General features: G+C 53.8%; 20 protein-coding genes. 14 read left to right on the plus strand and 6 right to left on the minus strand.

Annotated elements, in window-relative coordinates:
- Window positions 1–13 precede the first annotated feature (13 nt).
- On the minus strand, window positions 14–3,289 hold the full coding sequence (locus ACS5NO_RS08490; protein ID WP_439414738.1) for a TonB-dependent receptor: 3,276 nt from the start codon (window positions 3,287–3,289) through the stop codon (window positions 14–16).
- Between the two features lie 77 nt (window positions 3,290–3,366).
- On the opposite strand from ACS5NO_RS08490, the gene ACS5NO_RS08495 reads away from it, so the two are divergent.
- The gene (locus ACS5NO_RS08495; RefSeq protein WP_421828825.1) at window positions 3,367–3,546 is read left to right on the plus strand and encodes a hypothetical protein; all 180 of its coding nucleotides are present in this window, start codon (window positions 3,367–3,369) and stop codon (window positions 3,544–3,546) included.
- 72 nt (window positions 3,547–3,618) lie between these two features.
- Here the strand turns inward: ACS5NO_RS08495 and ACS5NO_RS08500 are convergent, their stop codons facing one another.
- A complete protein-coding gene (locus ACS5NO_RS08500) occupies window positions 3,619–4,740 on the minus strand; it encodes a FecR family protein (protein WP_439414739.1) in 1,122 nt (373 codons plus the stop codon).
- Window positions 4,741–4,980: 240 nt separating this feature from the next.
- Between ACS5NO_RS08500 and ACS5NO_RS08505 the strand changes: the two genes are divergently transcribed.
- Both ACS5NO_RS08505 and ACS5NO_RS08510 read left to right on the plus strand, forming a co-directional pair.
- A complete protein-coding gene (locus ACS5NO_RS08505) occupies window positions 4,981–5,604 on the plus strand; it encodes an RNA polymerase sigma factor (RefSeq protein ID WP_439414740.1) in 624 nt (207 codons plus the stop codon).
- A 212-nt stretch (window positions 5,605–5,816) separates the two neighbouring features.
- Window positions 5,817–7,442, plus strand: a complete 1,626-nt coding sequence (locus ACS5NO_RS08510) for a S8 family peptidase (protein ID WP_439414741.1) — start codon at window positions 5,817–5,819, stop codon at window positions 7,440–7,442.
- 32 nt (window positions 7,443–7,474) lie between these two features.
- Here ACS5NO_RS08510 and ACS5NO_RS08515 read toward each other — a convergent pair whose 3' ends face one another.
- Together ACS5NO_RS08515 and ACS5NO_RS08520 are read right to left on the minus strand one after the other, a co-directional pair.
- Window positions 7,475–9,001: a T9SS type B sorting domain-containing protein gene (locus ACS5NO_RS08515; RefSeq protein ID WP_439414742.1), complete on the minus strand. Its 1,527-nt coding sequence runs from the start codon at window positions 8,999–9,001 to the stop codon at window positions 7,475–7,477.
- Window positions 9,002–9,085: 84 nt separating this feature from the next.
- Complete coding sequence (locus ACS5NO_RS08520; RefSeq protein ID WP_439414743.1) at window positions 9,086–10,309, minus strand: DUF5009 domain-containing protein; 1,224 nt, start codon at window positions 10,307–10,309, stop codon at window positions 9,086–9,088.
- A gap of 287 nt (window positions 10,310–10,596) precedes the next feature.
- On the opposite strand from ACS5NO_RS08520, the gene ACS5NO_RS08525 reads away from it, so the two are divergent.
- The 11 genes from ACS5NO_RS08525 to ACS5NO_RS08575 all read left to right on the plus strand — a co-directional run bounded on the left by ACS5NO_RS08525 (window position 10,597) and on the right by ACS5NO_RS08575 (window position 24,112).
- On the plus strand, window positions 10,597–11,727 hold the full coding sequence (locus ACS5NO_RS08525) for a FecR family protein (protein ID WP_439414744.1): 1,131 nt from the start codon (window positions 10,597–10,599) through the stop codon (window positions 11,725–11,727).
- A 103-nt stretch (window positions 11,728–11,830) separates the two neighbouring features.
- Entirely contained in the window at window positions 11,831–12,292 is a 462-nt protein-coding gene (locus ACS5NO_RS08530) for a RidA family protein (protein ID WP_439414745.1), read from the plus strand.
- A 69-nt stretch (window positions 12,293–12,361) separates the two neighbouring features.
- Complete coding sequence (locus tag ACS5NO_RS08535; protein WP_439414746.1) at window positions 12,362–13,582, plus strand: aminotransferase class V-fold PLP-dependent enzyme; 1,221 nt, start codon at window positions 12,362–12,364, stop codon at window positions 13,580–13,582.
- A 27-nt stretch (window positions 13,583–13,609) separates the two neighbouring features.
- Window positions 13,610–14,857, plus strand: coding sequence for an amidohydrolase/deacetylase family metallohydrolase (locus ACS5NO_RS08540; RefSeq protein WP_439414747.1), 1,248 nt, complete (start codon window positions 13,610–13,612; stop codon window positions 14,855–14,857).
- Window positions 14,858–14,895: 38 nt separating this feature from the next.
- Window positions 14,896–16,653 (plus strand): PQQ-dependent sugar dehydrogenase, encoded by a 1,758-nt coding sequence (locus ACS5NO_RS08545; RefSeq protein ID WP_439414748.1) that lies wholly within the window; start codon window positions 14,896–14,898, stop codon window positions 16,651–16,653.
- A gap of 477 nt (window positions 16,654–17,130) precedes the next feature.
- The gene (locus ACS5NO_RS08550) at window positions 17,131–17,571 is read left to right on the plus strand and encodes a c-type cytochrome (protein WP_439414749.1); all 441 of its coding nucleotides are present in this window, start codon (window positions 17,131–17,133) and stop codon (window positions 17,569–17,571) included.
- 17 nt (window positions 17,572–17,588) lie between these two features.
- On the plus strand, window positions 17,589–19,037 hold the full coding sequence (locus tag ACS5NO_RS08555) for a PQQ-dependent sugar dehydrogenase (protein ID WP_439414750.1): 1,449 nt from the start codon (window positions 17,589–17,591) through the stop codon (window positions 19,035–19,037).
- A gap of 10 nt (window positions 19,038–19,047) precedes the next feature.
- Window positions 19,048–20,265 carry an aminotransferase class V-fold PLP-dependent enzyme gene (locus tag ACS5NO_RS08560; RefSeq protein ID WP_439414751.1) on the plus strand — a complete coding sequence of 406 codons (1,218 nt, stop codon included), beginning with the start codon at window positions 19,048–19,050 and terminating at the stop codon, window positions 20,263–20,265.
- A gap of 124 nt (window positions 20,266–20,389) precedes the next feature.
- Complete coding sequence (locus tag ACS5NO_RS08565) at window positions 20,390–21,670, plus strand: amidohydrolase/deacetylase family metallohydrolase (RefSeq protein WP_439414752.1); 1,281 nt, start codon at window positions 20,390–20,392, stop codon at window positions 21,668–21,670.
- A 201-nt stretch (window positions 21,671–21,871) separates the two neighbouring features.
- Window positions 21,872–22,984: a bile acid:sodium symporter family protein gene (locus tag ACS5NO_RS08570; RefSeq protein WP_138990169.1), complete on the plus strand. Its 1,113-nt coding sequence runs from the start codon at window positions 21,872–21,874 to the stop codon at window positions 22,982–22,984.
- Between the two features lie 201 nt (window positions 22,985–23,185).
- Window positions 23,186–24,112, plus strand: coding sequence for an SMP-30/gluconolactonase/LRE family protein (locus tag ACS5NO_RS08575; RefSeq protein ID WP_439414753.1), 927 nt, complete (start codon window positions 23,186–23,188; stop codon window positions 24,110–24,112).
- 18 nt (window positions 24,113–24,130) lie between these two features.
- Here the strand turns inward: ACS5NO_RS08575 and ACS5NO_RS08580 are convergent, their stop codons facing one another.
- The gene (locus tag ACS5NO_RS08580; RefSeq protein WP_439414754.1) at window positions 24,131–25,186 is read right to left on the minus strand and encodes a response regulator; all 1,056 of its coding nucleotides are present in this window, start codon (window positions 25,184–25,186) and stop codon (window positions 24,131–24,133) included.
- Window positions 25,164–26,381, minus strand: a complete 1,218-nt coding sequence (locus ACS5NO_RS08585; RefSeq protein WP_439414755.1) for a PAS domain-containing sensor histidine kinase — start codon at window positions 26,379–26,381, stop codon at window positions 25,164–25,166. The genes ACS5NO_RS08580 and ACS5NO_RS08585 overlap by 23 nt, the downstream gene beginning before the upstream one ends.
- Between the last annotated feature and the right edge of the window lie 168 nt (window positions 26,382–26,549).

Consider the following 26,549-nt stretch of genomic DNA (forward strand, 5'->3'; position numbering starts at 1 on the left):
GGTGGCTGGAATGTTAAAAACTGAGGTTAATACCGCCCGTCAGGGTGCGGGGCATGGGATAACCGCTGGCTTCGGAGCCGATTTCGGGGTCAAACCCGGGGTACTTCGTGAACGTCAGCAGGTTTTTACCACTGACGTAGGCCCGGATGGTTCCGACTTTCCAGCGATTCAGGAGCGTTTTCGGCAACTCATACGCCAGCGAAACATCCTGCACCCGAACAAAATCGCGGCTGACGTAATACCCGTGTCCGTACGGATTGGTATACACCAGCGATGCCATTGTGTTCGATTTGTTTTCGGCCGTCCACCAGCCGTTGTCCGGGAAATTGGACGCACTCCCCGGAAAATTGTTGCTCGGAATCATCTGGTTGTAACTTTTGATCCAGCCCTGCATGGCATTCAGAAAAACCGACAGCGTGAAGTTGCTGTAGCGGAACGTGTTCGTCAATCCCCACCGGTATTTGGGTTCCAGCCGCCCCACCACCGTGCGGTCGTCAGTGGAGATTTTGCCATCGCCGTTCAGGTCTTTCAGGCGGTAAAATCCAGCTTTATAACCGGTCGGGAGCTGATCGCCTTCCTGGTAAACGCCATCGATGAGGTAATCGAAAGCAACCTGCACGGGCTGACCAATGAACCACTTATTGCCCAAATCATTGTCTTCCAGGCCATCCTGGTTCAGATCGCGGCTGTAGATGTGAACAATGCGGTTTCGGTTGGTCGAAAACACGATGTTGCTGCTCCATTCAAAAGGACCCCGCTGAAGGTTGGCGGTATTGATCGTCAGCTCGAACCCCCGGTTGTTGGTGGCTCCCAGGTTGGTGATGACCGACTGAAAACCGGTGGCGGAGGGCAATGAACGGTTCAGCAGCAGGTTTTTGGTGTCCATGTTGTAGTATTCGAGCGTTCCGCCAACCCGTCCTTTCAGGATTTCAAAATCAACCGCGACGTTGGCTGAGGTGGTGGTTTCCCACTTCAGATCGGTGTTGGCCATGCCCGATGGGTAGGTGCCGTTATACGTTGCGCTGCCATCGCCGAAAACATACTGGACCGTCCCGGAACGGCTCAGGGATTGGTAAGGCGAAATCGCCTGGTTGCCCACCGACCCGTACGACACGCGAAACTTCAGCAGGTCGATGAAGGGCATCGACTTCAGAAAAGGCTCGTCGGAAACAATCCAGGCCAGGGCGGCCGATGGAAAGGTCGCATACTTGTTCTGCGCACCGAACACCGAACTGCCATCCCGGCGGGCGGTGAGTGTCAGCAGATACCGGTCTTTGAAATGGTAGTTCAGCCGCAGCATCGACGATATACCGTCGATGGCCGAAGCTCCCGTCGTTGTTTGCTGGGTTTGGGCAATGCCCAGGTTATTCCAGCCATTGGCACCGTTGAAGAAATTGGACGCTGTAGCGGTTGTCGATTCCGACTGGCTGTGGTTGCGGCCATACAAAAGCGTCACATCGAAGGCATGATCGCGGCCCAGTTGGCGGCTGTACGTGGCAATGTTCTCCAGCACCCAGTCGAAAATTTCGACATTGTATTTCGTGGCATTCGACAGAATGTTCTCGCCAAAACGCTGGTACGCCGGTTCGAAGGTGTAGTTGTGCTGCCAGCGATAATTTGGCGAGTAATTGATGCGGTAGCTAAGTCCCTTGATGAAAGGAACTTCAATTTTTGCGTAGAAATTTGAAAACAGGTTGTGGTAAACTTCTTCATTCTGACGCCGGATGGAGTTAAAAAGGGGATTCGGAACCAGTTGCACATCCTGCGGAAAGTGGACCGGGTCTGTTTTGGCGTCATCGTAATACATTTTGGCAAAAGGACTGATCTGGGCCGCCCAGTTGAGGGCCACATCGACGCCCGATAAATCCCGCCGGGCGTAGGTGGCATTGGTACCCACCGTCAGCCAGTCGGCCACCTTCGTCTCCAGATTGGTTCGTAGCGTAACGCGTTTCGCCATGTCCTTGTAAATCAGCCCCTGTTCGTTCACAAAAGCCCCGGATACCAGGTAGTTGGTGCGGCCCGACTGACCGGCAATGCTCAGGTCGTAGGACTGAACCCCGGCTTTCTGCGAAACTTCATCCCAGGGATCGGTGACGGTGCCATTGCGGTAATTCTCGGCTTCGGTATTCTGGAGATAACTGGCCACGTTGGCCGGATTGGCTTCCTGTCCGCTTTGTGCGCGGTAATCCAGTGTTTTCTGGAGGTAGCGTTCCGGCGACAGCATTTTGATGCGGTTACTCCAGTCGGCTACGCCATAATAGCTGTTCACCCGAATGGTCGGTTTGTCGCTTTTGCCGCGTTTGGACGTAATCAGAATAACACCGTTGGCCGCTTTGGAACCGTAAATGGCGGCTGCACTGGCGTCTTTCAGAATTTCCATCGACTCGATGTCGTTCGGATTGATTTCGGCCAGACTGCCGTTGAAAAAAATACCGTCCAGAATAATGAGCGGATCGTTGCTGGCGGTGATGGAACGACGCCCCCGAACGAGGATGCTGCCGCCTTGCCCCGGCCGTCCGTTGTCGATAAACTGCACCCCGGCGACGCGCCCGCGCAGGGCCTGAGCGACGTTCGTATTGGGCAGGTTTTCGGTAACTTTCATGTCTACTTTTGCCACCGAACCGGTTACATTTCGTTTCGACTGGGTTCCGTAACCCACCACGACAACTTCACTCAGCGCCTTGGTATCGGATACCATCTGAATGGTGAGAACCTGCCGGTTGGTAACCGGAATTTCCTGCGTTACATAGCCAATGGAGCTAACGACCAAAACCGCCTTCCCGTCGGATACCTGAAACGTAAACTTGCCGTCTTTATCGGTGGTCGTTCCCCGGCTGGTGCCTTTCTGAATGAGGTTGACGCCCGGCAAGCCCTCACCCTTTTCGTCGGTTACAGTGCCGGACACGGACTGATCGAGCGGGGCGGTTTGGGCCATGTCGTTGTCGGACAGCGGTTTTGCCACGCCGGCCGGCGTGGCGGTGAGCAGAATCTGTTTGCCTTCCACTTTATAGGTAATCTTCAACGGTGTCAGGAGCTGATCGAGGATGGTTTCCAGCCGTTCATCGACCGCCGTAAACGTTACTTTCCGATCGGCCTGAATGAGCAGCGAGCTGTACAGAAACCGTACCTGAGCCGCTTTGCCAATGGACTTCAGGGTGGTTTTAATATCCTTATCGACCACCTGTACGGTTACTTTCTTGTTCAGCATTTCCTGGGCCCGGCTATCGCGGGCGAAGGAGAGGCTAACCACACAGGCAGCAAGCAGCACCTGGAGGAGGGAAAGTTTCATAAGCTTGATAAAGGAGGGTGAAATCCAGTCTGGATTTTTCATAAATTGGGTCGTTTTTTGAGTCGTTTCAGTTCGAAATGGACAAAAAATACCTCATCGACGCCCTTTTGGGCGTCTTGCAATCCGATGAGGAAATGGGTGGAACGGGCTGGGGGGCGCGGTCGGGTGTCGGAACGATGCTGTTGGAACCATTACCGGTCAGGCAGTCGGACACGCCAACCCAGCGACGTTTTCGCGAAGGCGGTGAGGGGAAGTAGAGTTTTTAGTCAGGCATAGGCAAGGCAGGTGGTTTTGAAAAGATACAAATCACGAAAAGCGTTTGGAAACCGTCAGGGCGTGCAACCCTGGCTGTGAATAATCACCCGACCCTCCACAACCTCGTAGGTCGCTCCAATGGCCTGGCAAATAAAACCGAGTTTTACGGACAGCGTTTCATCCGAAAACTGAGCGGTAATCGGGCATTTTTCCAGCAGATCCGCCTTGTAATCGATAGCGACGCCGTAGGCTTTTTCCAGTTTGGCCAGCACCTGCGTCACCGGAACGTCTTCGAAATCCAGCTCCTGAACGTGGGTAGCCACGGCCACTAGCTCCGGTTTTGCGACCAGTCCGCGTTGCAACTGTTCGGTTTTTCGGTTAAAGACCACTTCCTGATTTCGAATCAGGAGAACGCCGTTGCGGGTTTGAGTCTTCGTTTTCCGGAACGTTTTTTCAGCGAAAACCGAGACTTTTCCGGTTCGGACGGCCACGGCCACTTCCGGTTCGTGATCGAAAGCCCGAATGCGAAAGCTGGTGCCCAGCACTTTGGTGACGGTTTCGTTGGCGTAGATCAGGAACGGTTTTTCGGGATTCCGGGCAATTTCAAAAAATGCTTCGCCCGACAAATACACTTCCCGAAACGAACCGGTAAACGTCTTCGGATAACGGATGCGGCTGTTTTTCTCCAGCGTAATGGCCGACCCGTCGCTTAGCACCAGCGTCAGCGGTTCGTTGGTCGCATTCACTTTCTCTGAAAGCACCGTCGAACCAGCGCTCAAAGGCGGGCGGTAGGCCGTCTGATGGGTCGGTGAAGGGAGTTTCGGCAGCAGCAGCAAGCCCAATCCGATGATCACGAGAACCGAAGCGGCCAGACTCAGCCAGGTTCGCCGGTTTTGCCCCCACCAAACAATGGGTTCAGATCGGGATTCGTCGTCGTTTGTCCGCTCGGCCTGTTTCCGTTGACGGAACTGCCCCACCAGGTGTTGCACTTCCTGGCGGACTTCGTCGTCTGACAAATCCACCGGTTGTTGTTTCAGGGCGTATACCAGTGCTTTGGCCTGATTCAAAACCGCCCGTTGTTCCGGGTGCTGGCTGCGCCAGGCCGTCCAGAAGGCCGTCGCGTCCGGGTCGCCGTCGATCCAGGCGTGGAAGGTGGCGTCGTTCAAAAAATCGTCAACCTGCTGGTAGAGCTTCATGAAAAAGGCGGAACGTTAAAAAGGCGGTTCAGAGAAGGAGAATCAACATGGTGCCGGAAATAATCAAAAAAATCATTTTATTTTTTTATAAATGCTGGAAGCAACCCGACTTTTGTAGTCGGAAGAACGCCCCGGGAGCGGGTAAAAACCGGTTGGCAACCTCTTTTACCGGCGGCTCCTGGTGGAATACGGTTTTAGTTTGCCGGTTGCTACCACCAGAAATTAGTCGTACCATGCTGTATGTTTCGCTCATCCTCCCAAAACCGTCCTTCTGAATCGCCAACCGACGCGGCCCTGTGGCATCAGTTCAGGGAAGGGGATGAAGTGGCATTGGGCGAACTGGCCGAGCGGTATTACAAACGGCTGTATGGCTACGGCAGCAAATTCTCCCGCGATCGCGAAGCCATCAAAGATTGCATTCAGGACCTCTTTCTGGAAATCTGGGACAAACGGCACACCATCAGCGAACCGGATTCGGTTAAACTCTATTTGCTGGTTTCGATCCGGCGAAGAATTCTCCGGCGGAAAACCGGAGACAAGTGGCTGGAACAAAGTGAAGAACTGGATTTTGATGCCGCCGTGGTGGGCGATTTACCCATCGAAACCGCTATCATCGAAGACGAAACCAGCCAGTATTACGTCCGGAAGCTTCAGCAACTCATTCCTCAGCTTTCCCGGCGTCAGCAGGAGATTATTTACCTCCGGTTTTACGAAAATCTGGACAACGAGGCCATTGCCGAAGTCATGTCGCTCAGCCGGGGGGCGGTTGCCAACCTGCTCTGGCGGGCCCTGAAAGAACTGAAGGAATACTGGTATGCCGGGTTACTGCTTTTACTTTTACCGGGAATTTGTTTTCTGAAATAACGGGGCAGAAAGCTACACGTTCAAAATAACCAAATTATTGCCTGATGGGCCATACCATCCCCTGATTTGGGTGAAATTGGCGCAGCTTCCGGCAGAAATCAGTAAAATATACCGTAATTCGCCTTCGATTCGTTATACTAGACTGCTACCAGCGCGAACCAGTTTCTGTTTCAGTTGTTAACAGAAATAGACAACTGCTAACCTACTATTCTATGTCGTTCAAAAAGTTTGTATTCCGACTCCTGAGTCTCTATACATTCATCCTGTTTGGTTTTGCCCGTGGGCAGGCCCAAACGTCCCAATGGTTTCACCTCGATTCGAAAGCCGACAGCGTCTGGGGAATCAGCACCGACCGCACCTACCGCGAGTTACTCAGCCACCGCAAACCGACGCCGGTCGTCGTGGCCGTGATCGATGGCGGAATCGACTCCACGCACGAAGATTTAAAACGAATTCTGTGGACCAATCCGAAGGAAATTCCCGGCAACGGGATCGACGACGATAAAAACGGCTACGTCGATGACGTCCACGGCTGGAATTTTATCGGCGGAAAAGACGGCCGGAACGTCCAGTACGAAACCGCCGAAGTGACCCGGCAATACGCCCGGCTGCGCCCTTTGTATGAAGGCAAAAACCGGTCGTCGCTGAAACCGGCGCAACAGAAGGAATTCGACCAGTTCGTGAAATATAAAACGGAGATGGAGAAGAAACGCGCTGAGTATAAGGAGCAATACGATTCTTACAGCACGTTCAGTACCCAACTGGTGACGATCATTGATGGGCTGAAAAAAGCCCTGAACGTCTCCAAACTGGACACCGCGACGCTGCGCAATCCGGCCACCGACAATGATTTTGTGAAGAAAGCGGCTGCCGCTCTCTATGAAATGACCAGTGCGCAGGGATTCGGGCAGGCCGAAGATATTCAGGCCGAACTGACCAGAGGACTGGAAGACCTGAAAGGCAAAGCGGAATACGCCTACAACCCCGACTTCGACAGCCGCTCGATTGTGGGCGATAAACCTGACGATCTAACCGAAACCGCCTACGGCAATCCCGACATTACCGGCCCCGACGCGCTGCATGGCACGCACGTCGCCGGCATCATTGGCGCCGACCGCACCAACAACCTGGGGGTACAGGGCGTGGCGGATCAGGTGCAGATCATGGCCGTTCGGGCCGTTCCCGATGGCGACGAACGGGATAAGGATGTAGCCAATGCGATCCGGTATGCGGTCAATAACGGTGCCCAGATCATCAACATGAGCTTCGGGAAAGACGTGTCACCCCAACGCAAAACCGTCGACGACGCCATGCGGTACGCGCTTTCCAAAGGCGTTCTGCTGATTCACGCAGCCGGGAATGACAACAAGTTGCTGGATACGACCGCCAGTTTTCCATCAGACCGGTTTATGGATGGTTCGGCGATTCCGAACCTGATTACGGTGGGGGCTATTACGTCCAAAAACAATGAAAGTCTGGTCGCACCGTTTTCCAATTATGGCCGGAAAACCGTCGATGTGTTTGCGCCGGGCATGGCCATTTATTCGACAACGCCCCGCAACGGATATGATAACCTGAGTGGTACGAGCATGGCGGCTCCAGTCGTAAGCGGTATTGCCGCCGTCCTGAAATCGTATTTTCCGAAACTGACGTACAGCGATCTGAAGCGGATTATCGAAAAATCGGCTGTTGTGCAAAACCGGCAGGTGCTTCGTCCCGAGTCTACGGATCTGGTCAATTTTACCGATTTATCGAAAACCGGCGCCATCGTGAATCTCTACGAAGCCGTTAAACTGGCCGAGGCTGAAGAAGCCGCAGCGGCCGCGAAAAAAGGCTGACGGTTTTTGGTATTCATGGAAGGCGGGGCGCACTATCGGGTCAGACTGAGTGCGCCCCGTTTTTGTTCGGCCAGTACGCCGGTGCCCTGCTGAAGCTGGTAGCGAATCTGCCAGCCATACACGCCAACGGGCGCGGTTTTTCCCTGATACATCCCGTTCCAGGCGAACGGCGGCTCGGCGGTCTGGAAAACCAGTTCGCCCCAGCGGTTGAAAATCGACAGTGACATAATGGTAATGTCTCCGCAGCCAAAGGGTTGAAAGACATCGTTTTGTCCGTCGGCGTTGGGCGTAAAAATATCCGGTGTATACAACACGCAACCGCAATCTTCATACGAAATGCGAACGGTATCGCGAACGGTGGCGCAATCGTTGCTCACCGATGCCTGAAAAAAACCGGACTGCCCCACGGTTCTGATAACCGCTTCGGATTGATCCTGCCAGCTAAATTTCCCCTCGGCAAAGTCGGGCCGGATCGTAAATACTTCTGCCCCGCACAGGTTTTGATCCGGCCCCAGATTCAGCCGGGGCGGTGGCACAAACCGAACCTGAATGCTGTCGGTCGCTATGCAACTCGCCTGCTCGACCCGCAAGGTGTATAAACCGCCCTGCCTGACAACGTAGGTTGGCGTGGCAGAACCGTCCTGCCAGCGGAATGTTGGCGGAATACCGGGGGGCGTTTTGAGCGTTAGGGTTTGTCCCACACACAGCGTCGTGTCGCGGCCGAGGTCGAAATCGAGGGCGTAATCCACCCGGATGGTGTCGCGCAGAACTTTGCAGGGTGTGGTGACCGTGACGGAATAATTGCCCGGTTTGGTGACCCGAAACGTGGGCGAGGTGCTGCCATCGTGCCAGCGGTATTCGGTGGCACCGGGCGTAGTCGCATCCAGCAACAGTGTGCTGTTTCGGCCACAAAGCGTGGTGTCCTTTCCGAGGTCCATTTCAATGGGCAACAGCGAAACGTCGTCGATGAAGAGGTAGAAATAACCCAGAAAAACCGGCAGTTTTTTAAAGCTCCCGATGGTTAAATATTGCTCCCCGCCTTTGGCTTTGACATAGCCCGAAACCCGTTCCCAGCGCAACTGCGGAATGCTGGTCGTCAGGGCATTGTCAATCACTTGGGCATCCGCCGGAAGCAATCCTTTTTCCGGGGAAGTGATCGGTTTTTCAGACAAGAAAGCACCAATCGTTCCGTTTAAATATTTGTTCGGCGTTGGCGTGGCGACGTACATCTCGAAGAAATAACAGTCGTCGGCAACCAGCGGTTTTTTCAGGGGCGTCGCGAGGTATTCGGCCCAGCTCACATCCAGAAAAAGCCGGGCCAGTCCCTGCCCGGAACGGGGCGGCAATTCCATTTGAACCGTTGGGAAACACTGGTGATAAAAATCAGGCGTGGCCCCGTTGGGATTGTACCAGGGAACCGCTTCTCCCAACAGATTATCTTGGCGGGGGCAGGCTCGGTATTCTTCAAAACTGCCGTTCTGAAGCAGATTTTGGGCCATAGCGATTCCAGGCAGGCAGAATACCAGCCACCACACCATCCAAACGGCACGGCTCCGCATGTTTCAGTAAATCGCTAAAGTGATCGGGGAAATGTAATATACGGCCTTTTTGCGAAAAACCCCATTGGGTTGGGTGGTTGGAAGTTAGAGTTTTAGCCGGACGCCTGCTTTGCCCAGCATTTTGGTAATCCAGACACACAGCAGGGCAAACAGGAAGGATTTCAGCAGGCCGATGCCGCCGGTTAGCAAAACGTCCGGCAGGCGGATTCCCAGGAAAGCCGTGGTGGCGTAGGCAAAATACGGAATCAGGTAGCAGAGCAGCGTGTCCGTTCCGGCGGGTTTGATAAACCGGAACCACTGGCTTTTTCCTTTCACGTCGGCAAGCCAGTAAATGGCCGTGAACGCCAGAATCGTGAACGCACTGCACAGAAACAGCCAGGCAGGCGTGGCATCCAGCTTCGACAGGCCCCAGTAGGGCCGGGTGATGACGGACAGGCCGGTTAGCAAAACCGCCGTTCCCAGAAAAACAAGAGTCATCCGCCGGTTGTCATCTTGTTTGCGGTAATACTGAAACAAGGTCGCGATCACCACCCCGCCCATGCTCAGACCCGCCAGCGTGCCGCCCCGGATGGCCGCCGGGATGAAGTCGATGGCGCTGGGCAAGCGATCTGCCAGCGACAGCATACTCAGCAGTGCAAAACCGCACCAGGCTGCCAGGAGTACGAAAAGCCGGTTTCGGGCAAACACCGTGACGAGCGCGGCCGCCAGATACGACCAGCCGATGAGTCCCAGAATGCCCCACCAGTGCGGTTCGAAACGGGTGATTTTTTCGGCATCACCACCCCGGTACAGGGCGGCTAAAACCAGCAGGATCAGCAAACCGGCGGTTTTCAAACCTGTACGGAGCCAGTTAGGCATGGTCTTCGGGTAGGTATTCCAGACCAGAATGAACGACGTGCAGCACAACACATTCCACAAAAGCCGGGGCAGGCCCGTGGCGGTTTCGTTGATGGATTCGCCGTTGACCAGAAAAACACCCATCGTCAAGAGTGCCACCGACCGCAGCAGAACGTGCCCAACGAGTTGAAGATCAGTGTCGCCTTTTTTTCGCCGGTTATCGATCGCGAAGGGGAGCGACATGCCGACAATAAACAGAAAAGCCGGGAAAACGACGTCGGCCAGTCCGATGCCGTCGGCGCCGGGCGGCACGTGTTCGAGCCAGGCCGGAATGCCGGTTAACGACCAGAGGTCATTGACGAAGATCATGAGCACCATCGTCAGCGCGCGCAGAATATCGATGGCCCCGACCCGCGCCGGATTCAGGGCGGTTTGGGTGGTTTGCGAAGAAAGGGTTGTGGTTTTGTTCATGGTTATTACGGATGGGAACACGGATCAGGCGGATGGAACGGATTAAAAACGGATTTTAATTTGAATCTGTATAAATCCGTTCCATCCGCCTGATCCGTGTTCCCATCCAATTTTGTTCGTAAACTTCACTCACGTCCCAACGCCTACCGTCAAATGTACATGCATTCGCGGATTGGACGAAACGAAAACGAGGGAAAATGCGCTTCGAAATTTTATTCCGAAAAAAGGAGTATTGGCCGTACACACTTGCATCTTTACATACAAATAGCAAAGTATTACTGTTTTGTATGCAAGATTATCGGAATTTCGAGCCTGAAGAATTAGCTATTGATCCGTCTTTTCAACGTTGGAAATTGCTGGACGATCCTGCCGATCGTGATTTTTGGAAAGAATGGTTGGTTCAAAATCCTGATAAAGAGGAGCTTGTCGATAAGGCTTACCAGTTGTTGAGTACCCTGAATGACGTCTATACCCGGTTTCCGGGCGAGCGGGCAACGGTTTCGGACCGGGAAGTACAGAACGAAATCCAGCGGCTGAGTCAAGCCATCGATAGCCACGAAAAACCGTCGGTTCGCTGGTACCGCTCGGAGTGGGTGCGGTATGGCATGGCGGCCAGTATCATCCTGATGCTGGGCCTGTTCTGGCAGTATGGAATCCGCCCGACGGAACCGAAAAGTGGTAACGTTACCTACGACGAACTGGTGGCGCAGGTGTCGAATCCGCTTCGTGAAGTCGTCAACGCGACCAACGCATCGCGTCAGGTTCAGTTGCCGGATGGAAGTACCCTCGTATTAAAACCGAAAAGCCGGGTGAGTTATCCCGATCCGTTTCCGGGAACGACCCGCGAGGTTTACCTCGTTGGGGAGGCTTTTTTTCAGGTTCATAAAGACCCGAACAAACCGTTTTATGTCTACGCCAACGGACTGGTCACGAAAGTGCTGGGAACCAGTTTTACCGTGCAGACTTTTGAAGATAACAAGCAGGTTAAAGTGGTGGTTAAAACCGGAAAAGTATCCGTTTTTGCCGGCAACCAGGCTACGGTAACCCAGCAGAAAGAGGATTATAAACTGGGTGGAATCGTGTTGACGCCCAACCAGCAGATCGTCTTCACACCAACCGACACCCGGATTGTCAAGAGCCTGGTCGCTGAACCGGCTTTGCTGGAAAAACCGGTTCAGAAACAGCCTTTTAGCTTTAGACGAACCCCCATTGCCGAAGTGTTTGCCACCCTCGAAAAAGCGTACGGCATCCGCATCGTGTTTGACGAAGAAATCATGAAATCGTGTTACCTGACGGCTTCGCTGGAAGACGAACCGCTCTTCGAAAAGCTGGACTTAATTTGCAACACCATCAACGCCCGCTACGAACAACTGGACGCCCACATTATCATCAACAGTGACGGGTGTGGATCGCTTTAAAAATTGCTGATACATTTTGGGTCAAACACTGGCACGATAGGTAAAAAATTGGTTGATTTACTTAAATTTTTTAGTATTCATTTATCCATTCTTCAATTTTCTAATGAAACCACAACGCCGATCCATCTTAAAACGACTCTTTGCTTCCATTGCCGGTGTCACTGGCCTGGGTGTGGCTACCACCGCAGCTAAAGCCGAAGCCGCTCCCGAAAAGGAAGTATTTAACGTGGTAACTGAAAAGGATGTGCCACTGTTTTCCGGTTCAACCAAAATGGGAAATCTGGTCTTCGTGGCCGGCAAAGGATACCACAAGGAAGGTGACATCAAAGTACATACGGACGAGGTGCTGAAGGAATTGGAAAAGGAACTGATCAAAGCTGGTTCTTCGATGGAGAAAGTGCTGAAAGTGACGGTTTTTCTGCACGATCTGAACGACTACAAAGCCATGAACGAAGTCTACAAAGGCCGGTTTGGCAGCAAGCCGCCGGTGCGCACGACGGTAGCCGTTTACGGCGGTGTTCCCGGCGACTCGCTGGTCGAAATGGACTGCATCGCTTACATTTAATCTGGGCATTCAATCCCTCCGTCGGAGGGATTGAATGCCGGTTTCCCCGATTTATAGCTAACCCATCCCATGATCAGTAGAAGAACCATTCTCAAACGACTGTCGGCTATGCCGCTTTTAGGCGGTATCATCGGCAGTGCCGCCCCCTTGTCATCGGCTGTGGCCGCCACGGCACTCGCTCCCCGTAACCTGGTGAAAGAGTTGGGTATCAGAACATTCATCAATGCCGCCGGGACCTACACGGCCATGACGGGCTCGCTGATGCAGGACGAAGTAATGGAAACCATTCAGGCGGCTTCCAAAGAATTTATGATGCTCGACGATGTGCAAACCAAAGTCGGGGAGAAAATTGCGGCCATTGTCCACGCGGAATCGGCGGTCGTAACGGCGGGTTGCTTCTCGGCCATGACGCTGGGTCTGGCGGGCGTGCTGACCGGCATGGACCAGAAAAAGGTAGAAGCCCTGCCCCAACTGGAAGGCACCGGCATGAAGTCCGAAGTGATCGTTCAGAAGGGCCACAATGTCGGCTATTCGCACGCCTTGACCAATACCGGCTGCAAGATGGTTTTTGTCGAAACGCCCGAAGAAGTTGAAAAGGCGATTAACGAAAAAACCGCTCTGATGTGGTTTCTGCACATCCAGTCGGATCAGGGCAAAATCATGCACCAGGAGTGGGTGAACCTCGCCAAAAAGCACAACATTCCGACCATGATCGACATTGCCGCCGATGTGCCGCCGGTCGAAAACCTGTGGAAATTCCACGAAATGGGCTTCGATCTGGTGTGTGTGTCGGGCGGAAAAGCCATGCGCGGCCCGCAAAGTGCCGGTATTTTGATGGGCAAAAAACACCTGATTGCGGCCGCCCGACTGAGCATGCCACCCCGGGGTTCGACCATCGGACGCGGCATGAAAGTGAACAAGGAGGAGATCCTGGGCATGTATGTCGCCCTGGAAAAATTCGTGGGTCAGGATCAGCAGAAAGAGTGGAAAATGTGGGAAGACCGCGTCGCGCACATCGCCGATGCCGTGAAAAAAGTCAATGGCGTAACGACCGAAACCTTCCGGCCCGAACTTGGCAACCACACGCCGACGCTACGGATCAAGTGGGAACCGGCCAAAATCAACCTGACCACCAAAGCCTTGCAGGAAGCTTTGCGCAACGGCGATCCGTCCATTGAAATCGTGGGCGAACAGGGTGGTATTAGCCTGACCACCTGGATGTTGAAGCCCGGTCAGGAGAAAATCGTTGCGACCCGCCTGAAAGAAGAACTCGCCAAAGCTGCGGTCTGATTTTTCCGGTTATTGTTCCCTAAACCCATGCGAAAACTTTCCTTTTTACTGGCCGTACTCGGTCTGATCAGCGGTTCGGTTGACGCCCAAACCTACAGCCTCGTCATCAAGGGCGGGCAGGTCATCGATCCGAAAAACAACCTCAACGCGGTGATGGATATTGCCATCACCGACGGCAAAATCGTTCAGGTTGCCAAAACCATCGACGCGAGCCAGGCCAAACAGGTCGTCAATGCCAAAGGGATGTACGTCACGCCCGGTATCATCGACATTCACGGCCACGTTTTCTACGGCACCGAACCGAATCATTACCTCAGCAACGGCCTGACGGCGGTTTCGCCCGACGGTTTTACGTTCCGCGTCGGCGTCACCACCATCGTCGATGCGGGCGGTGCGGGCTGGCAGTCGTTTCCAGCGTTCAAAAAGAACATCATCTTCTCGTCAAAAACGCGGGTTTTGTCGCTGCTCAACATCGTGGGCGAAGGCATGCGGGGCGGTGACTGGGAGCAGGACACCACCGACATGGATCCTAAAATGGCCGCTGCGATGGCCCTCGGTAATCCGAACGACGTGGTCGGTTTCAAAGTGGCACACTACATGGGCGGCAGTTGGGCACCCGTCGATCGGGCCGTTCAGGCCGGAAAACTGGCGAACATGCCGGTGATGATCGACTTTGGCCGACACGATCCTCCGCTTTCGCTCGAAGAACTGTTCATGAAACACCTCCGCCCCGGCGATATTTTTACGCACACCTACACCTTGCTGGAAGACAACGTGCGCGAAACGATTGTGGACGAAGCCAGCGGAAAAGTAAAACCGTTTGTCTGGGAAGCCCGCAAGAAAGGCATTGTTTTCGACGTGGGTTACGGTGGTGCCAGCTTCAATTATTCGCAGGCCATTCCGGCGGTTAAGGCCGGTTTTTATCCGACAACGATCAGCACCGATTTGCACACCGGCAGCATGAACGGTTCGATGAAAGACATCCTGAGCATCATGTCCAAATTTGTCGGCATGGGCGTTCCGGTGGCGGATGTCATCAAAGCCAGTACGTGGACCCCGGCGCAGGTGATCAAACGCGAAATGTTGGGGCACCTTTCAGTGGGAGCCATCGCCGACGTCGCCATCCTGAACATGCGCGAAGGTAATTTCGGCTTCTACGACAAAACCGGGTATCGGGTGGAAGGCAAGAAAAAATTCGAGTGCGAAATGACCATCAAAGGCGGCAAAATCGTGTATGACCTCAATGGGATCGCCAACCCGCTGGTGGTGAACTAAAAATGAATCTGACTAGTCCTATTCTCTGAAACTTCTGAATGTCAAGACTCTATACCCGTAGCCTTTTTCTGGCTTTACTTGCTGCGGTCGGTTTTGTCCGGCCTGAAACGAATACCAACCTTCCGGTTCAGACGGCGGAAAACGGCGGACTTTTTCTGCCGGAAGGATTCGAAGCCACGGTCGTTGTCGATAGTCTGGCGGGTCGCGCGCGGCACCTCGCCGTCAACGACAACGGTGATATTTACGTGAAAGCACGGTTTGCGCGGGATAAGAACGAATCGGTGATTGCCTTGCGGGATACCAACGGCGATGGCCGGGCGGACATCATCAAACGCTTCGGCGGTCTGTCGCGCGAACGGGCGTACGGCACGGCGATGCGGATTCACAACGGCTACCTCTATTTCAGCTCCGAACTGATCGTTTATCGCTACAAACTGACCCCCGGCAAACTGGTTCCTGAAGGCCCAGTGGAAATTATTCTGACCGACGACCACGCCCACGGCATGCACGAGCACATTACCAAACCGGTGGCTTTTGACAACAAAGGCTATATGTATGTGCCGTTCGGAGCCGGTTCCAACGCTTGTCAGGAGAAAAATCGCATTCCGAGTTCGCCGGGTCTGAATCCCTGTGGCCTGCTCGCCGACCACGGCGGCATCTGGCGGTTCGACGCCAACAAAGTGGGACAGACCCAGAAAGACGGAAAACTCTTCGCCACCGGGCTGCGGAGTATCGTTGCGCTGGACTGGAATCCGGTCGATCAAACGCTGTACACCGTCGGCCATGGTCGGGATGATTTTCTGATGTTGTGGTCCCATTTGTATTCGCCCTGGGAAAGCGCGGTGTTGCCTTCCGAGGAGTTTTTGCGGGTGAAAGAAGGGATGGATGCAGGCTGGCCGTATTATTATTACGATCAGGAAAAGAAGAAAAAACTGCTCAATCCGGAGTACGGCGGAGACGGTAAAAAAGCCGGGAAAGGGGCTGATTATGAGCAACCAATCATCGGTTTTCCGGCCCACTGGGCACCGAACGATCTGGTGTTTTATCAGGGCACCGGGGCTTCCAATGGTTTCCCGGAGCATTACAAAAACGGTGCCTTCATTGCGTTTCACGGTTCGACCAACCGCGCACCGTATCCACAGGCGGGGTATTTCATCGGGTTCGTTCCCGACAAAAACGGGTCGCCATCTACTGACTGGGAAGTGTTCGCCGATGGGTTTGCCGGGGTCGATCCGATTGTCAACGTGAGCGATGCGGTCTATCGTCCGATGGGCATTGCGATGGGGCCGGACGGTTCGCTGTATCTGGCCGAAACCGAAAAAGGGAAAATCTGGAAGGTGACCTACAAAGGGGATAAAAGCAAGTTTGGTCCGGCGCAACTGGCGCAGATGGAAAAACGCAAGTCGATGTCGCACATCCGGACGCCGGATAAAGTAAACGACAACCTTGACAAAGACAAGCCGGTGCTGGGGAGCAAAGTCTACGGCGTCTATTGTGCCGCCTGCCACCAGCGCAACGGCCGGGGCGATTCGCAGCGGTTTCCGCCCCTGGCCGATTCGGAATGGGTGCTGGGCGACAAAACCCGCCTGATCGAAGTGCTGTTGAAAGGGCTGGAAGGGCCGATTGAAGTGAAGGGCCAGTCATATAACAACGTGATGCCGCAGCACGATTTTCTGAAAGACGAAGACATTTCCGAAGTGCTGACGTTTGTCCGCCAAAGCTTTGGCAATTCGGCCAGCGCGGTTTCCGCCGATGAGGTGAAAGCCGTTCGGAAGTCGATTAAGAAGAAGAAATAGAGGAGATTCGCCGATTGGTTAAAAAATAGCCCACGGACGGTTCGCCGTTGCGATTTAACCGTGGGAACGTGGGGGAAACGCCGTCTCACACAAACCGTTTCAACGACCAAAACCGTTGAAACGGTTTCAAAAATGCCCGTTATCCGTTTAAACCCCCGGTTAAAACCGGAGGCTAATACAGGGGTCATCCCTCCGGGATTATCAAATCCAACAATCCCGGAGGGATGACCCGTTTTGTAACGGTGGGTTTTAACCCGCCGAACGAGGTAAAGATCGAATGCGCAATCCCGGAGGGATGACCCATTTTGTAACAATGGGTTTTAGCCCGCCGAACGAGGTAAAGATCGAATGCGCAATCCCGGAGGGATGACCCGTTTTGTAACGGTGGGTTTTAACCCGCCGAACGAGGTGAAGATCGAATGCAACAAAATCCCGTCGGGATGAATCATTTTGTAGCGGTTCAATTTCAATTCAACAATGCGATTTTTTAAAGGATTCATCATTGGTTTTTTATCCCTGGGTTTAATCGGTGTTATGGGTTTTTCGGATAACCCAAAAACCGATGACCCCAAGCAGGAGAAATGGAAAGCCCCTGTCTGGGCCGATACGCTGAAAAGCCACTTTCCGACCGAGCCGTTGACGCTGGAACAGGGCGAAGAATTATTTATGGAATACTGCTCGTCGTGCCACGGCGAAGCGGGCTACGGCGATGGCGCTGCGGGCCGGGCGTTGGGGGCCAAACCGGCCAACTTCCACGACCCGGAAGTGACGAAACAAACCGATGGTGCCCTATTCTGGAAACTGTCGACCGGTCGCGGAAATATGCCGCCGTTTAAGGATGTTTTTTCGGAAGAACAGCGGTGGCAACTGGTCGGCTATCTCCGTAAATTAACCAAAAAGAATACCGACACGAAATGAGGGCGTTCAACGCATTTTTGAGAAAAATAAACCTGCTGACGGCCGTGGTATTCTGCCCGGTTCTGCTCCACGCACAAGGCCCCGATGCCAAAGCACCCATCCCGCCGACGGCCCTGCGCCCGGACATCAAGGTCGAGCATTTCATGACCGTTGGCCCCGAAGCCGTGCGGCTGATTCAGCATCCGACTACCGGCGATATCTATTACACCACCTTTATCGGCGACGTGTTTCGGGTGAAGCTAAACGGCCAGCCGCCGGTGGCCGAGAAGGTTTTTTCGGCCGAAGACCACGGCATTACGCGCTTGCAGGGGGCGGCTTTTCTGAAAAACACGCTGTTTCTGGCGGGCAACATCAGCGTCAACGACAACAAGGGAACCAAGGGCCGGATGGTGCGCTACGACCTGGCGTCGGGCGAAAAACCGGAACTGACCGTTGTGTTCAATACCGTCGAATACGGTACCAACAAAACCACCTTCGACCACGGTTGGAATGCCTTGGAAATCAGCCCCGATCAGAAATACATCTATGTCAATACCGGCGCGCGAACCGACCACGGCGAGGTGCAGGACAACGGCGGAGTCTATCCGAATGCGCGGGATAATGCGCTGACCGCCAAAATTTTCCGGTTTCCGGTCGATGCCAAAAACCTGGAGCTGCCGAACGACGAAGCCAAGCTGAAAGCTGATGGCTACATCTACGCAGAAGGCATCCGAAATGCGTACGACATGGCATTCGACGGTGATGGGAAGCTGTTTGCCGTTTCCAATTCCGGCGATTACGACCATGCCGAAGACATGTTCTGGGTCCAGAAAGGGCATCACTACGGTTTTCCGTGGGTCATGGGCGGCATCGACAATCCGCAGCAGAACCCCGACTGGCAACCCGATCCGGAGAAAGATCCGTTCCTGAGCAAGTTCGCCCACGCCTGGCTGATGCGGTATTTCCGGAATGATCCCGAGTTTCCGAAAAAACCGGCGGGCGTCAAGTTTACCGGGCCGGTTTTGAACGTCGGTCCCGATGCCAACGAATACCGCGACCGGGCGACCGGCGTCGTCATGGATGGCGATACGACGGGCGTTCCGGTTGGCACGTTCAACGCGCACAGTTCGCCCCTGGCCTTGTTTTTCGATACCCAAAACGTGCTGGCGGATGACCTGAAAGGCGACGGTTTTGTGATTCGGTATTCCGGACCACGACGCAATTCGACAGCGATCAACCCGCTGAAAAAACAGGGCCGGGACCTGTTGCATCTTGATTTAACGTACAACAAAACCACCGACAATTATTCCGTTAAAACCACCCGACTGGTTGACGGTTTCATGGAGCCAACCGACGCTTTGCTGGTCGGCAACACCGTCTATGTGATCGAATACGGCGGCAAGGGCGGCAACCTCTGGAAAGTTACTTTACCCGCCGATCCGAAAGCGGCCAAGAAACAGCGTAAGAAATCCAAATTAACCGATTAACGACACACGGATGTTAAGCAGAAGAAAACTCATTAAACGCCTGTCGACTGTTCCGCTGTTGGGCGGGCTGGTAGGCGGTTTTTCAGTACCGGCTTCGGCCGGTACTGTGGCGGCCCCCAAGCGGGATTTATTCAAGGAATTTGGGGTACGGACATTCATCAATGCCGCCGGAACACTGACCTACATGACGGGTTCGCTGATGCACGACGAAGTGCTCGAAGCCATCAATTATGCCTCGAAAGAGTTCTGTTTGCTGGACGAATTGCAGGATAAAGTCGGGGAGAAGATTGCCAAAATGGTGCATTCGGAAGCTGCGGTAGTAACCTCTGGTGCCTTTTCCGGGATGACCCTGGGCCTGGCCGGCATCCTGACCGGAACCGATCAAAAGAAAGTGGAAGCGTTGCCGCATCTGGAAGGCACCGGCATGAAATCCGAAGTGATTTGCCAGAAAGGACACGACATTGTGTATAACCACGCGCTGACCAACACCGGCTGTAAAATGGTGATGGTTGAAACCGTCGAGGATGTGGAAAAAGCGATCAACGAAAAAACCGCCTTGATGCACTTTCTGCACATCCAGTCGGACAAAGGTAAAATCATGCACGAAGAGTGGGTGGCGCTGGGCAAAAAACACAACATTCCGACCTCCATCGACATTGCCGCCGACGTGCCGCCAACCGAAAACCTCTGGAAATTCAACGACATGGGGTTCAGTTTTGTGGTTGTTTCGGGCGGAAAAGCCATGCGCGGACCCCAGAGTGCGGGTTTGCTAATGGGCAAAAAAGACATCATTGCCGCTGCCCGGATGCACATGCCCCCTCGTGGGTTCAACATCGGTCGCGGGATGAAAGTGAACAAGGAAGAGATTCTGGGCATGTACGTCGCGCTGGAGAAATTCATCACGCAGGATTACACCAAGCTCTGGAAGTCGTGGGAAGACGGGGTTGCGCACGTTGAAAATACCGTCAAAACCATCAACGGCGTCAAAACCGAGGTGCGCGTGAATCCGCTGGGCAACCACACGCCCTCGCTCCGCATCTCCTGGGACCCGGCGGTGGTGAAAGTGACCGGAAAACAGGTGCAGGAAGCCCTGCGGAACGGCGATCCGTCCATCGAAGTGGGTGGTGGTGGCCCCAGCAGCATCGGTGTGACGGTCTGGATGATGAAACCGGGACAGGAAAAAATCGTGGCGAAACGAATCAAGGAAGAGCTTTCGAAGGCGGTTTGAGAAAAAACGCCCCTAAATCCCCTAAAGGGGACTTGGACGCGGCTTAATCCGGATGCTGTCGCGTCCGTGCCCCTTTAGGGGGCTGGAGCAAAAGCGAATTCTTATAATCAATAACCTGAACTCTATGAAAAAATTAACATTTTTCATTCTTGCGGCTTTTGTCGCCTTCGGCAATCTCGCCTGGGCGCAACCCTATCACGTCGTGATCAAAGGCGGTCACGTCATCGATCCGAAAAACAACATCAATGGGATTATGGATGTAGCCATTCTGGACGGCAAAATCGCGAAGGTGGCGAAAAACATCGACGCGACGGGCGCCCGGCAGGTGGTGAAGGCCAAAGGATTGTACGTAACGCCCGGCATCATCGACATCCATACGCACGTGTTCTTTGGAACGAACATGGACCAGACCTACAGCAACGGACCGAATGCCTTGCCGCCCGATGGCTTTACGTTTCGGAACGGCGTGACGACCATTGTCGATGCGGGTTGCTCGGGCTGGCGGGATTTTGAAGCGTTCAAGAAACAGACCATCGATGCGTCACAAACACGGGTGCTGGCGTTGCTCAACATTGTCGGTAGCGGCATGCGGGGCGGAAAATTTGAGCAGAACATCGACGACATGGACGCCAAAGCGACGGCGGAAATGGCTCAAAAATACCCTGATCTGGTTGTTGGGGTTAAACTGGCCCACTTCAACGGCCACGACTGGACGCCCACCGACCGCGCCGTGGAGGCCGGAAAGCTGGCGAACAAGCCGGTGATGATCGACTTCGGCGGCAGCAAACCGACGCTTTCTATCGAAGAATTATTCCTGAGACGGCTGCGTCCGGGTGATATTTTTACCCATTGTTTCGGTCAACTGGCAACCCGCGAGCCGATTCTGGACGTGACAACCAACAAAGTCAAACCGTTTGTTTGGGAAGCGCAGAAGAAAGGTGTCATTTTTGACGTGGGCTACGGCGGGATCAGTTTCGCGTTTTCGCAAGCCATTCCGGCGCTGAAAAGCGGTTTTTTTCCGAACACCATCAGCACCGATATTCATACCGGCAGCATGAACAACGCGATGAAAGACATGCTGAATGTGATGTCGAAATTTATGGCGATGGGCATGGATTTGCCGGCGGTTATCAAAGCCAGCACGTGGAGTCCGGCGCTGGCCATCAAGCGGCCCGAACTGGGCAGCCTGACCGAAGGTTCGGAAGCGGATGTGGCCATCCTGGACTTGCAGGACGGCAAATTCGCGGTTCGGGATACCGGCTATTTTGGTTTTTTCGATTATACCGGCCACAAAATTGAGGGAAAACAGAAGCTCACCTGCGAAATGACCATCCGCAAAGGCCGGATCGTATACGACCTGAACGGCATCGCCGATCCGATTGTGGTGCGTCAGCGGGCGCAGTGACGGTTTACGGTATTCGGTTTTCTGTTTCCGGTGGGCTGACGCATTCACTGGGGCTAATCAAAATTGCAAACCTTGATCAGCGGAGTTAGCCTAAATGCGCTATCAGAAACGCGTCAGCCCACCGTAAACAGAAAACCGTAAACCGAATACCGAATACTGTTATATTTGGGGGTAATTCCTAAACCTTCTGAAAATAGTATCATGTATAAACTGATTTTAGGTCTGGCGGGCGTCTGTCTGCTGGTAGCACTGGGGTTGATGTTCACCGGAAATCTTCCGCTGGCGGGGCCGTTTCTGATTGCTTTCTTTCTCGCGGTCGCCATTGGGTTTCGGGGGTTCGAAAACCTGAAAGGGTTTTCCTACACGGTTATGATTTTTGCCGCCGTCACCACGGCGTTATTTTATCCCACGTATTTTGTTTCCTACAACGGCTTTAAATTCAGTACGTTAATTACGCCCCTGATCCAGCTCATCATGTTCGGAATGGGAACCTCGATGAGTCTCGATGATTTTGTCGGCGTGGTCAAAATGCCGCGCGGGGTGTTGATCGGCGTCGTTAGCCACTTCATCATCATGCCGACCATCGGCTACACCCTGGCGAGCATCAGCGGTTTGCCGCCCGAAATTGCTGCCGGTATCATCCTGATCGGTTGCTCGCCCAACGGCATGGCTTCCAACGTGATCTCGTATTTAGCCAAAGCCAATCTGGCGTTGTCGATCACGATTACGGCCATTTCCACCATGCTGGCTCCCTTCGTAACGCCCCTGTTGATGCGGACGCTGGCGGGTGCTTTCGTCGAAATCGACACGCTGGCGATGATGTGGGACATTACGAAAATGGTAATTCTGCCGATTGGTGCGGGCTTGCTGTTCAACAAGTTTTTGAGCGGGAAAGCCAAATGGCTGGACGATGCCATGCCGTATGTGTCGATGTTTGGCATCACGTTTATCATTGTGATCATTACCTCGGCGGGTCGCAACAGCCTGCTGTCGATCGGCCCCATTCTGCTGGGACTGGTTCTGATTCACAATTTGTCCGGTTATTTTCTGGGCTACTGGTCGGGCCGGTTGTTCCGCATGAGCGAGCGCGACTGCCGAACCATCGCCATCGAGGTCGGGATGCAAAACGGCGGTCTGGCGTCGGGGATTGCCAATCAGATGGGGAAAATGGCGACCGTCGGTCTGGCCCCGGCCATTTTTGGGCCGCTAATGAACATTACGGGTTCCATTCTGGCGTCGTGGTGGCACCGCCGGATGCCGAAAGAAGAACGCGATGCTCCGCAGGAAGTGGTGCACGGCCACCGAAGTTTGTAGTCACCCCGGAGGGGTTTTCTGTTAATAGAAATTCATTTTTTGGGTCTGAATAAGCTCCAGCGGAGCTTACTCAACATAAAATACGAGGTCGCCCCGCTGGGGCTTGAAGTTTTGCCCGATTGTTTTTCTATTAACAGGCTGCTCCTCTGGAGCCAAATGACGCTGGCGGGATTATAAACCTTGAATCACGGACTTTTTACAATGAATCGAATGCCCTTCAAAAAAATATCACTCGTTGTTGCCGCGCTGACTGGCGCGGGTTTACTTCTGATTTCAGCCATGCCGAATACCGCTGAGGAATTATTCAAATCGACGGTTTTTACGCCGGTCAACGGTTTTACGTCCGGCGTCGAAGGTCCGGCGGTGGACAAGGCGGGGATGGTTTATGCTGTCAACTTTGGCAAGCAGGGCACAATTGGACAGGTGACGTCAACGGGTGACGCCAGCGTGTTCATCGAACTGCCCGAAGGCAGCATCGGCAACGGCATCCGGTTCAATAAAAAAGGCGATATGTTCATTGCCGATTATCCCAAACACAACATTCTGAAAGTGGCTGCGGGCACCAAAAACCTGAGCGTTTTTGCCCACGAACCGCGCATGAACCAGCCCAACGACATCGCCATCGACAGCAAAGACCGCTTGTATGCGAGTGACCCGAGCTGGAAAAACAATACCGGCAACCTCTGGCGCATCGATACCGACGGCAAGGTGACGTTGCTCGAAGAAAACATGGGTACCACCAACGGCGTTGAAGTAAGTCCGGATGACAAACGCCTGTACGTCAACGAGTCGAACCAGCGGAAAGTCTGGGTGTATGATTTATCCGCCGATGGGAAGGTCAGCAACAAACGCCTGCTGATCGAGTTTCCGGACTTCGGCATGGACGGTATGCGCTGCGACGCCGACGGCAATCTCTACCTCACCCGGTTTGGCAAAGGCACCATTGCCAAAGTGGCCCCGAGCGGCAAGGTGATTCAGGAAATCACCTTGGTGGGTAAACGCCCCACGAACATCTGTTTCGGTGGAAAAGACGGTCGCACGGCCTACGTCACGCTGCAGGACCAGGGCAATCTGGAAAGCTTCCGGGTCGATAAACCGGGCCGGGAATGGGCCATGCGGAAGAAATAACCGGTTTTTTCGGCGGTTTTACCAGCGCGACCGCTTCAGCTTTTCGGGCTGGAGCACGCGGATGTTGGTTCCGCTGATGTCGATGAGTCCGTCGCTTTTAAACTCGCTCAGCGTGCGGATTAGTGATTCTGTGGCGGTGCCGACCATCGCGGCCAGGTCATCGCGGGAAAACTGAATTACCGGCTCACTTTCGTGGGTTTGTAAATTCTGGTGGAGCCTTAGGAGCGTGTCGGCCACCCGCCGGCGCAGCGAATCGTAGGCCATTTCCAGCAGTTGCTGCTCGCGCTCGGTCACCCGATTGGCCAGCAACTGCACAAAACTCCGGGCCACTTCCCCGTCGCGCGAAAGGAGATCGATAAAGATTTCCTTCGGAATGTACACCAGTTCGGAATCTTCCAGGGCCACCGCCGAATCCGTGTGGTCGGTTTGCTCCAGCAGGCTCACATACCCGAAAAAGTCGCCCGTCTGGTACAATCCCGTAATGAATTCCTTGCCATCCGGGTTGGTTTTGTAGGTTTTCACCCGGCCACTCTGCACAAAGTACAACCGCATCGGTTCGTCGCCTTCCGAATACACAAACTGCTTTTTGCGGATCAAATGCCCTTTCCGGTCCACGGTCAGCGAATCGATGCCGGTCAGCGTCTGGGCATCGTCCAGAAATTGAACCAGGCCGTCTTTGGTCGGTTCGTAGGCCGGACGCATCTGGTCGAAGCGTTTCAACCGTCCTTCCACCGCGTTCAGCAATTCAATTTCATCGAACGGTTTGGTCAGGTAATCATCGGCGCCCATTTCCATGCCCCGGCGGAAGTCGGAACGCTCGGTTTTGGCGGTCAGGAAAATGAACGGAATACCCGACAGAACCGGATTTTTGTTGAAAATATGCAGCACGCCATAGCCGTCCAGGATGGGCATCATGATGTCACAAATCACCAGATCGGGCCGGGTTTCAAGCGCTTTCTCCACGCCGATCTTGCCGTTTTCGGCCGTTAGAACGTGGTAGTTGGCGAGTTCCAGAATTTCAGCGGTATTTTCCCGAATATGACTGTTATCTTCAATGAGCAGAATCGTCTTCATGACTGAACGAAATGGTTACGGTGGTTCCCTGGTTAAGTTGGCTCTGGAAGTCGATGGTGCCGTTGAGCAGCGTCAGATACTGCGCGACAATGTGTAATCCCAAACCTGTTCCCTGAATGGCCGTGACGTTTTTGGCGCGGTAAAACCGTTCGAACAAATGCTTCTGATCGTCGGTCGACATGCCGATGCCCTGATCTTCGATCGACAGGCGCACCCGGCCGTCGCGGCACCAGAAACGAACCCAAACCGGTTTGTTTTCGCCGGAGTATTTAATGGCATTCGACAGCAGATTGACCAGCATTTTGCGAACCAGCGACGGATCCAGCCACACGTTTCCGACACAATTTCGCTCGGTTTGAATGGTTTGACCGGGTTTTAGCATGCCCTGTACATCCGCGATTACGCTGGTTACCAGTTCCTCCAGGTCGAACAGAGCGTAAGACGCTTCAATTTTACCTTCTTCCAGCTTCCCAACCGACAGAAATTCTTCCAGAATGTCGTTGAGGTGGTTCACCGATGCCTTGATGCGCTGAATGTGGCGGTTTCGTTTGTCCTGCTGCTCCGTTGTCGTGTATTTATTCAGTAAATCGGCCGACGTCTGGATCGCGCTCAGGGGCGTTCGGAATTCATGCGATGCCATCGACACGAAGCGGGATTTGAGTTCACCCAGTTCGCGCTCGGTCGTCAGGGCTTTTGAAAGCTCGTCTTTCGATAATTCCAACTGGTGCAGCGTCACCATGAGTGCGTTGGTCCGGTCGGCTACTTTCTGTTCCAATTCGGCGTTCAGTTGTTCGATGCGGTTTTTCTGTTCGATGAGCACCCGCTCGGCTTCTTTTTTGTAGGTCGTATCGATGATGTAGGCGACCACAAACAGCTCATTTTCCCGGTGAAAATAACTCAGACTGATTTCGGCCGGAAACAGCGAACCGTCTTTGCGTTTGACGTGCAGATCACGGCCGTGGCCCATCGGGCGTACTTCCGGCCGGGCATTAAACGACTTCCGGAGGTTCTGGTGGAGGTGAACCAGCGAGTCGGGAACGAGCAATTCGATGGATTGCCCCACCATTTCGGCGTCTGAATAGCCAAATAGTTGGAGCGCGTAATGACTCACCGAAATCATCCGGCCCCGGCTGTCGGAGAGAATGATGCCGATGGTCGCGTTGGCAAAAACGGCAGAAAATAGGTCGGTAATCATGCGGTTTGTCCGGAAACTGGCAACAAAAGAGCGTCTAGCGGGATTGGATGCAAGTTAAGCGGGAAAAACAAGCCGCTACCTGACAAAAATCAGTTCGGGAACCAACCTATCTCATGGTCATTGGGGCGGCAAAGCGGCAATTTTGGGTATTCTGTTTAGAGTTTATGA

Source organism: Larkinella fluvii (genome assembly GCF_051857545.1).
In the GTDB taxonomy this organism is placed as follows: Bacteria; Bacteroidota; Bacteroidia; order Cytophagales; family Spirosomataceae; genus Larkinella.

Excerpts from the sequence above, each read along its gene's own strand:
- ACS5NO_RS08510 (WP_439414741.1), top strand. The coding sequence starts at position 5,817 with ATGTCGTTCAAAAAGTTTGTATTCCGACTCCTGAGTCTCTATACATTC.
- ACS5NO_RS08585 (WP_439414755.1), bottom strand. The coding sequence starts at position 26,381 with ATGATTACCGACCTATTTTCTGCCGTTTTTGCCAACGCGACCATCGGC.
- ACS5NO_RS08570 (WP_138990169.1), top strand. The coding sequence starts at position 21,872 with ATGTATAAACTGATTTTAGGTCTGGCGGGCGTCTGTCTGCTGGTAGCA.
- ACS5NO_RS08535 (WP_439414746.1), top strand. The coding sequence starts at position 12,362 with ATGATCAGTAGAAGAACCATTCTCAAACGACTGTCGGCTATGCCGCTT.
- ACS5NO_RS08515 (WP_439414742.1), bottom strand. The coding sequence starts at position 9,001 with ATGCGGAGCCGTGCCGTTTGGATGGTGTGGTGGCTGGTATTCTGCCTG.
- ACS5NO_RS08540 (WP_439414747.1), top strand. The coding sequence starts at position 13,610 with ATGCGAAAACTTTCCTTTTTACTGGCCGTACTCGGTCTGATCAGCGGT.
- ACS5NO_RS08545 (WP_439414748.1), top strand. The coding sequence starts at position 14,896 with ATGTCAAGACTCTATACCCGTAGCCTTTTTCTGGCTTTACTTGCTGCG.
- ACS5NO_RS08495 (WP_421828825.1), top strand. The coding sequence starts at position 3,367 with ATGGACAAAAAATACCTCATCGACGCCCTTTTGGGCGTCTTGCAATCC.
- ACS5NO_RS08550 (WP_439414749.1), top strand. The coding sequence starts at position 17,131 with ATGCGATTTTTTAAAGGATTCATCATTGGTTTTTTATCCCTGGGTTTA.
- ACS5NO_RS08490 (WP_439414738.1), bottom strand. The coding sequence starts at position 3,289 with ATGAAACTTTCCCTCCTCCAGGTGCTGCTTGCTGCCTGTGTGGTTAGC.
- ACS5NO_RS08525 (WP_439414744.1), top strand. The coding sequence starts at position 10,597 with ATGCAAGATTATCGGAATTTCGAGCCTGAAGAATTAGCTATTGATCCG.
- ACS5NO_RS08500 (WP_439414739.1), bottom strand. The coding sequence starts at position 4,740 with ATGAAGCTCTACCAGCAGGTTGACGATTTTTTGAACGACGCCACCTTC.
- ACS5NO_RS08530 (WP_439414745.1), top strand. The coding sequence starts at position 11,831 with ATGAAACCACAACGCCGATCCATCTTAAAACGACTCTTTGCTTCCATT.
- ACS5NO_RS08505 (WP_439414740.1), top strand. The coding sequence starts at position 4,981 with ATGTTTCGCTCATCCTCCCAAAACCGTCCTTCTGAATCGCCAACCGAC.
- ACS5NO_RS08520 (WP_439414743.1), bottom strand. The coding sequence starts at position 10,309 with ATGAACAAAACCACAACCCTTTCTTCGCAAACCACCCAAACCGCCCTG.
- ACS5NO_RS08565 (WP_439414752.1), top strand. The coding sequence starts at position 20,390 with ATGAAAAAATTAACATTTTTCATTCTTGCGGCTTTTGTCGCCTTCGGC.
- ACS5NO_RS08580 (WP_439414754.1), bottom strand. The coding sequence starts at position 25,186 with ATGAAGACGATTCTGCTCATTGAAGATAACAGTCATATTCGGGAAAAT.
- ACS5NO_RS08560 (WP_439414751.1), top strand. The coding sequence starts at position 19,048 with ATGTTAAGCAGAAGAAAACTCATTAAACGCCTGTCGACTGTTCCGCTG.
- ACS5NO_RS08575 (WP_439414753.1), top strand. The coding sequence starts at position 23,186 with ATGAATCGAATGCCCTTCAAAAAAATATCACTCGTTGTTGCCGCGCTG.